The organism is Ruegeria sp. BHSB058, from assembly GCF_059613285.1.
In genome coordinates, this window is record NZ_JBXWSF010000125.1 from 1 (window position 1) to 7,659 (window position 7,659).

7 protein-coding genes are annotated in these 7,659 nt (G+C 62.2%); 4 read left to right on the plus strand and 3 right to left on the minus strand.

The genetic code is table 11. The annotated features are described in order from the left end of the window. Positions 1 to 1,543 (plus strand): selenide, water dikinase SelD (gene selD / locus AC2FNB_RS19910; protein WP_496748532.1); only part of this gene is annotated, 1,543 nt, incomplete at its 5' end. Here selD and mnmH read toward each other — a convergent pair. Both mnmH and AC2FNB_RS19920 read right to left on the minus strand, forming a co-directional pair. After that, a complete protein-coding gene (gene mnmH / locus AC2FNB_RS19915) occupies positions 1,534 to 2,586 on the minus strand; it encodes a tRNA 2-selenouridine(34) synthase MnmH (RefSeq protein WP_496748533.1) in 1,053 nt (350 codons plus the stop codon). The genes selD and mnmH overlap by 10 nt on opposite strands. 52 nt (positions 2,587 to 2,638) lie before the next feature. Further along, positions 2,639 to 3,313 (minus strand): SOS response-associated peptidase, encoded by a 675-nt coding sequence (locus AC2FNB_RS19920; protein WP_496748534.1) that lies wholly within the window; start codon positions 3,311 to 3,313, stop codon positions 2,639 to 2,641. 57 nt (positions 3,314 to 3,370) lie between these two features. Between AC2FNB_RS19920 and AC2FNB_RS19925 the strand changes: the two genes are divergently transcribed. Continuing rightward, positions 3,371 to 5,158: a tetratricopeptide repeat-containing sulfotransferase family protein gene (locus tag AC2FNB_RS19925; RefSeq protein WP_496748535.1), complete on the plus strand. Its 1,788-nt coding sequence runs from the start codon at positions 3,371 to 3,373 to the stop codon at positions 5,156 to 5,158. On the opposite strand, the gene AC2FNB_RS19930 is transcribed toward AC2FNB_RS19925, so the two are convergent. Next, positions 5,159 to 6,736 carry a bifunctional metallophosphatase/5'-nucleotidase gene (locus tag AC2FNB_RS19930; protein WP_496748536.1) on the minus strand — a complete coding sequence of 526 codons (1,578 nt, stop codon included), beginning with the start codon at positions 6,734 to 6,736 and terminating at the stop codon, positions 5,159 to 5,161. 131 nt (positions 6,737 to 6,867) lie between these two features. Between AC2FNB_RS19930 and AC2FNB_RS19935 the strand changes: the two genes are divergently transcribed. Both AC2FNB_RS19935 and AC2FNB_RS19940 read left to right on the plus strand, forming a co-directional pair. After that, positions 6,868 to 7,206: a DUF952 domain-containing protein gene (locus AC2FNB_RS19935; RefSeq protein WP_480751324.1), complete on the plus strand. Its 339-nt coding sequence runs from the start codon at positions 6,868 to 6,870 to the stop codon at positions 7,204 to 7,206. Then, positions 7,203 to 7,634 (plus strand): DUF1330 domain-containing protein, encoded by a 432-nt coding sequence (locus AC2FNB_RS19940; protein ID WP_496748537.1) that lies wholly within the window; start codon positions 7,203 to 7,205, stop codon positions 7,632 to 7,634. The genes AC2FNB_RS19935 and AC2FNB_RS19940 overlap by 4 nt, the downstream gene beginning before the upstream one ends. The last annotated feature ends 25 nt before the right edge of the window (positions 7,635 to 7,659 follow it).

Below are 7,659 nucleotides of genomic sequence, written 5' to 3' on the forward strand. Positions count from 1 at the left end.
GATGGCGGACCTGGGTATCGACGTGATCGAGAATACCGGTGTCGAAAGCATCGAACTCGGATGCCTGACGCTGACGGATGGACGCCGGATCGAAGCCGAATTCGTCACTGGCGCTGCGGGTGCGCGCGCCTATGACTGGATCGCTGAATCCGGTCTGGCACTGCATGATGGCTACATCTCGGTGAACGGCTGTCTGCAATCCAGCGACCCGAATGTCTTTGCCGCGGGCGACTGCGCTCATCTGGCCGAAGATCCGCGCCCCAAGGCCGGGGTCTATGCGGTGCGCGAGGCACCGGTTCTGTTCGACAATCTGCGCGCCGCGCTGGGGTCGGGCCGAATGCGCCGCTATGTTCCGCAAAAGGACTATCTGAAACTGGTGAGTTTGGGCGGAAAATCCGCGCTCGGCGAACGGTTCGGAACATCTTTCAGCGGTCCGCTGATGTGGCGGTGGAAAAACCACATCGACCAGAAATTCATGAACCGGTTCCGCGACCTGCCCCGGATGTCGCTGCCGCCCCTGCCCCGCCACCATGCGGCAGGCCTGCGCGAGGCACTGGGCGACAAACCGATGTGCGGAGGGTGCGGCGCCAAGATCGGGCGAGGCGCGTTGCGCGAAGCGCTGGCTGCCCTGCCACATCACGTACGGGCAGATGTGACACCGCTGCCGGGCGACGATGCCGCCCTGCTCAGGACCGGCGGGGTGCGTCAGGTCATGACCTCGGACCATTTGCGCGCGTTGGTGGCTGATCCGGTCCTGATGTCCCGTATTTCAGCGGTGCACGCACTGGGCGACATCTGGGCAATGGGCGCACAGCCACAGGCGGCAACCGCGACCCTGATCCTGCCACGCATGTCGGTCGACTTGCAGCGGCGCACAATGGCCGAGATCATGTCCGCCGCGAACAGCGTCATGCGTGCGGCCGGGGCGGAAATCATCGGTGGCCACAGTTCGATGGGCGACGAAATGACTATCGGCTTCACCGTAACAGGTCTGTGCGACCGCGACCCGATCACCCTGTCGGGCGGCATGGCGGGCGACAGCCTGATTCTGACCAAACCATTGGGCAGCGGTGTTCTGATGGCCGCCGAGATGGCCGGACAGGCAGACGGTGCCTGGATCGCCGCCGCGTACGAACATATGGTTCAGCCCCTAGGCGATGCATCTGCGATACTTTCGCAGGCTCATGCAATGACCGACGTGACCGGATTTGGCCTTGCCGGACACCTGCAAGGCCTGTGCGAGGCATCAGGATGCGGTGCTGAACTCGATCTGGATGTGATTCCGGTCATGGCAGGAGCGTTGGACCTGGCCGAAAAAGGCGTGCGATCCACCCTGTTCACGGACAACCGGGGGCTGACACGCGAGTTGCCCGAAGGTGGCAAGACCGATCTGTTGTTCGACCCGCAGACTGCAGGTGGCTTGCTGGCGGCTGTCTCCCCAAAGGATGCCGAAAAACTATTGCAAGAGTTACGAAACGCCGGATACCCGGCCGTAGTCATCGGTCGGTTAACCGACAGGCCCGGTCTGACCCTTCAGAGCTGAGACAGAATCCGTTCGATCTGTGCCACAGCGTGATCCAGGCCCGTACTATCCAATGATTGCGCGGTGACGCGCGCCAGCGGTTCGGCCGCACGCGCCCTGCGCGACCTCGTGTAGGCCGGGTCATAGTGCTGCTCCATCAGCAAGCGGGTCAGCCCTTGCTTGTCCCCGGCTTCAATCAGACCGAACCAGGTATCCACCACATCGTGTCCCCTATGAAACCGTAATGGGTTCAACCGGTCGCGCAACCGGTCGCCATCCGAAAGGATGTCATCATAAGCACGAACGAGATACGCCGCCCGCGCCTCGATCGGGGCGGAGAGTTCGATCCGGGGTGCCACACAGAGTGATGACCACAGACTGGGCGGCAGGATGCGTTCACCCACCTTCGATGATTCCGCCTCGACCACGACGGGCCGTGCGGGATCAAGCGCGCAAAGCACCCCGGCAAGGGCCGATTCAAACGCTTTCTGGCTGGGTTGCCCGCCAGGCATTTCCCCCAATAGCGAGCCGCGATGATTGGCCAGCCCCTCCAGGTCTACCACCTGTGCACCGCGCGCACCGAGGCGCGCCAGAAGCTCGGTCTTGGCGGTTCCGGTATACCCATCCAGCGCAATGAAACGATGCGGCAGGGGATCGTCATAGAGATACCGGTTCACCAGCCGCCGATAGGTACGATACCCGCCCTCGATCACGTCAGCGCGCCAGCCGATCTGTTGCAGCATCCATGTGAACGATCCGGAGCGCTGCCCGCCGCGCCAGCAATAAACCAGTGGCCGCCAGTTGCCATCATGGTGGCTAAGGTGCTGTTCCACGTGACCCGCGGCGTTTCGGAATACCAGCGCGGCCCCCAGTTTGCGGGCCAGAAACGGGCTTTGCTGTTTATAGATCGTACCCACCCGCGCGCGTTCCTCGTTGTCGAGAACCGGCAGGCTGATTGCTCCGGGCAGATGATCCTCGGCGTATTCCGCCGGGCTGCGCACGTCGATCACGGTGTCGAAACCGTGGGCGTAAAGCTCGGGTAAGGTGTTGAAATTCAGTGCCATGATGACCGTCTATCCCGCCCGCAGACAAAGGGAAAGAGGCCGTAGGCATACATCAATCAGCGCCAGTGGCCAGGGGTTCGATCAGATCCGGCCCGCTGGCCCGGTTGGAATTGACGGCAACGCCAACCCGATGAAATCCCAGCACATCTTCACCTCCCGGCTGCATCAGGCGCGCTGCCCCCTTGCCCGCTTCTCCGAGCCACAAGGGCCAGTTTTCACTTTCCAGAACAAGCGGCATCCGGTGGTGAACGGCGCTCATCCTCTGATTGGCCTGCGTGGTCACGATGGCGCAGGTGGTTTCGCGGGCATCTTCAGGCCCCCAATCCTGCCAGACCCCGGCAAAGGCGATGGGGGCGTCGTCGCGGCGACGGATGTACCAGGGCAGCCGTTGACCTTGATCCGTCTTTGTCCATTCATAAAAACCGGTGGCCACGATCATGCAGCGGCGCTCGCGGCAGGCGGCGCGAAAGGCCGGTTTCTCGGCGATGGTCTCGGCACGGGCGTTGATCAGCAGCGGACCCGAGTTGTGCGATTTGTACCAGTGCGGGAGGAAACCCCACCGCATTTGTACAAGTTGTCGACCGGTTTCTGCCGCGCGGATCACATGCACCTGATTGGTCGGACAGACGTTGTAGTTGGGCACCGGCGGCAAAGCGTTCGCTGGCTGCGCTGCAAACAGCTGCGCCATCGCGTCGCTTGGCAGGGTTATGGCAAATCGACCGCACATCCCCGCAGCTTAGGGCCGGAAATGACGAATGCAATTCCCCGGCTCACAGGATTTCTCTTGCACCTGTCCGTGATTGCCGGTGTAACCCGTGTCATGACACTCGAAAACGATCTGAAATCCACGGTGATGCTGCTCAATCAGGGGCGGCTCAAACCCGCTCTCAAGGGGGCGAAGGCGGGTATTAAACGGCACAAGTCCCATCCGGCCTTTCCCAATATCGCGGGCATCTGCCTGTCGGGGCTGGGCAAGCACAAGGATGCGGTGCCCTATTTCAAGAAGGCGCTCAGCCTTGATCCCGGGTTTCAGGACGCACGCAAGAACATGGCGCAGACACTGGTGTTTCTGGGTCGGGCCGACGCGGCGATGCCGATGCTCGACAAGGTGTTGCAGGCCCAGCCCAAGGATATCGGCGCGCTTTACATCAAAGCGCAGGGATTGATGGCACAAGGGGACAATGACGGCGCGATGGACTGCGTCTCGGAGGTTCTACGCCTCGAAAAACGGAACTATCGCGCCTTGCGGCTGCGGGGTGTGTTGCGCAAGGCTGTTGGTGACTATGAAGGTGCCGTTGCGGATTTCGAGGCGTTGTTGGCGATGAACGCTAATGACGTGGAAACGCTGGTCGATATCAGCCTGCCACTTGCCCGCCTGATCCGCAGCGACGATGCGACGGCGGCGGCGCGCAAGGCCGTGGCGCTGGCCCCCGACAACGCCGAGGCGCGGCACCGGCTGGCGACGCAGTTGCTGTCGAACGGGGACAGCGAAGGCGCTCGGTCAGAATGCGAAGCGGTTCTGGCACTGGTTCCGGGGGATCCGGTGGCGCTGGAAACGCTGGCACGGATGAACAGCGCTGAGCAAAATGCAGAACTTGCGCCCCGGGTCGAACAGGCGCTCAAGACCTTGCCCAAGGACGCGCCGGACCGGACCTATCTGCATTTTGCCCGCGCGCGAGTTGCCCAACAGGCGGGTGACATGCCGGGCTTTGCCGAGCATCTGGGCAAGGCCAACGCAGCGATGGCGGCAAAGGCCCCCTATGACGCAAATGAGACGGCGCAATCGCTGGCATCAGTGCAAGGTCGGTTTCCGGACGAGAATTCCGCGACTTCCCCACTCGAACCCGCGTCGCCACGCCCGATCTATGTCGTCGGCATGCCGCGTTCGGGCACGACCCTGACCGAAGTACTGCTGTCGGCGCATCCCGATGTGGTGTCTTTGGGAGAGCGCGCGGTGCCCGCCTTGCTGCTCGATCACTATCTGACCGACAACACGCCCTATGACACGGATGCCGCGCGTGCCTATGCCGAGGCAGACCGTGCGCGTCTGCCGGAATTTGCACGCAAGGCGCAGGCTTATGTTGACAAGATGCCCGAGAATTACCGGTTGCTGGGCTTCCTGTCCAAGGCGCATCCCGAGGCGCGCATGGTCCAGCTCAGACGCGATCCGCGCGATGTCGCCCTGTCGATCTGGCAGGCCCATTTTGCCGGGGGGTCGATGACCTATGCCTATGATCTTGCGGCCATGGCCGACCGGTTCAATTTTCACGCCCGCGTCATGGCGCATTGGCACAAGGTGATGCCGGGGCGGGTATTCGAACTGCGTTATGAAACCCTGGTTTCGGACATTGAGGGCGAGACAAAGAAGCTGGCAGAGTTCTGCGGCCTCGACTGGGTCGAGAATATGGCGCACCCCGAACGCCATGAGGGACAGGTTCTGACCTTCAGCGACACGCAGTTGCGCCAGAGCGTGCATTCCCGCTCGATCGGGAAGTGGCGCGAGCATGCCGAGATGCTGGCGCCGTTCATCGACGGGCTGGACCCCGGGCTGTGGCCCGAGATCCGCGACTGATCATTTCTGGATGATGCGGCCGTCCACGTAAGGTTGATAGGGCGCGTTTTTCGCCAGGTATTCCGCGGTGACATCGGCCAGGTCGGGACCGAAGTCATAGGCGTTCTTGTCGTCACCCGCGAACACGTCATAGCCGTCGCCGCCATTGCGGACATAGTTGTTGGTCACCACAAGATAAGTTGCCGCCGGGTCGATGGGCACGAAACCATCGTCGCTGGCGACCATCACCTCGACCACCCGGCCCTCGTTCGGTGCGATCGACGGGTCCCAGGTAAAGGTCATGCCCGCCACCTGCGGGAAGCGGCCCTTGACCTCTTCGACCTGGCTGACGCCGTTTTCCAGCGCGTCGATTATGCCCTGACCGCTGATCTGGAAGGTCGATAGCGTGTTCTGAAACGGCAGCACCGTCAGGACCTCGCCCATCGTCACGTCGCCGGGATCGATCGAGGCGCGCAACCCACCCGAGTTGGCGATGGCGATTGTCACGCCCTGATCCGCTACCCGATCCAGCATTGCGTCGGCCACCAGGTTGCCCATCTCGCATTCCTGCACGCGGCAAACCGAGCGGTCGCCCTGAATCGGAGCAGCGGCGTTGGCGACAACCTTGTTGCGGATCTCGTCCAACGGCTGCGCCAACTCGTCGATGCGCGCAACGGTAGCTTCGTCCTCGGTCACCGTGGCGTTCATGATCAGCGGCTCGCCCTCGGCGACGGTGACGTTGCCGTCGTCATCGAAGGTGACGTTCAACTCGCCCAGGAACTTACCATAGGCATAGGCCTGAACGATCGGCACTCCGTTGACCATGGTCGGATAGGGGCCGACCGCGTCTTCGAGCACGTTGGACAGAAGCGTATTGGAATGCCCGCCCACAATCACGTCGACACCCGAGGTTTCGGCGGCAATGCGTTTGTCGGCGGCATAGCCGGAATGGCTGAGCACGACGATCTTGTTGATGCCCTCACCCGTCAGCTTGTCGACCTCGGCCTGTACGGCGGGCACCGGATCGGAGAAGGTGACGTTGGGACCGGGCGAGGCGATTTCCGGCGTGTCGACGGGTGTAAGGCCGATCAGGCCGATCTGTTCGCCGCCCACCTCGATCACGGTAGATTTCTTGAGCACACCTTCGAGCAGTTCCTCGCCACTGAAATCGGCGTTCGACATCAGGATGGGAAAGTCGATCGCGTCGATGAAGCCGCGCAGAACCTCGGGGCCGTCGTCGAATTCGTGATTGCCCACGGTCATCGCGTCATAGCCCAGCTTGTTCATCATCTCGGCCGCGACCTTTCCCTTGTAATAGGTATAGAACAGCGAGCCCTGGAACTGGTCGCCGCCGTCGACAAGGATCGAGTTGCCGGCTAGCGCACGCGCGTCCTCGATCGCGGACACAAGCCGCGCGGTGCCGCCAAAGCACTTGCCCGCGGCGTCGTCCTCGGCATCGCAGGCGCTATCGTATTTGTTGATCGGCTCGAAGCGGGCGTGGAAATCATTGGTATGCAGAATGGTCAGCTTGTATTCGGCCACCGCCGCGCCGGCGGTCAGGCCAAGCGCGGCAACCGAGGTCAGAAATCGGGTAAACATCTGGTTGACTCCCTAAAGTTGTTTTTCTTTGGATCGTGCGCCGGGTCTTTGGCAGAGTCAAAGGGTCTGTGCAGGCGACGTAGGGGGAATTGCGGCTTGATATTGCCCCGGCCCCGAGGCATCTGGGCGTTATGCTGATCTACAAGATTTTCCGGGCGGACGAATGGGCCGTATTACAGACGCAGGGCGAGACCACTGGCGCGCCGGTCGATGTGGCCGACGGGTTCGTTCATTTCTCGACCGCCGAACAGGCTGCCGAGACCGCCGTCAAGCATTTTGCGGGGGCCGATGGGCTGACCGTGCTGGCCTGCGATGGCGACGCGATGGGCGATGCGCTGAAATGGGAAGTGTCTCGCGGCGGTGCATTGTTTCCTCATCTTTACCGCAACTTGCGGCTGTCGGACGTAGTCTGGGCCAAGCCGCTGCCGCTGGTGGACGGGCAGCACCGCTTTCCGGATGAGATGGTATGAGCGGGTATGTCGATCCCGAGCGGGAGCAGTTCGAGGCCTTCAAGGCACTTGACCGTGATCACCCCATCGAAATGCTGAACCTTGTGAAATTTCGCGACAGGGCGGTTTACCCCGAAGGTCACGAACTGGCGGGCGCGGGGTTGACCGGGGCCGAGGCGTACCAAAGGTACGGGGCCGAAACCGCGCCGATCATTGCGCGGCTCGGGGCCGCGATCGTCTGGCGCGGGGCGTTTCAATCCGTTCTGATCGGACCTCAGGAAGAGGCTTGGGACGAGGTGTTCGTTGCTCGCTATCCTACGGCACACACGTTTCTTGAGATGGTGACCGATCCGGTTTACAGGCAGGCCGTGGTGCACCGGCAGGCGGCGTTGGCGACCTCGCGCCTGATCCGCTGCGCCCCGGCCCAAAGTGGAAAGACATTCGGATGAAGATGATCGAAAAACTGGGGTTGGC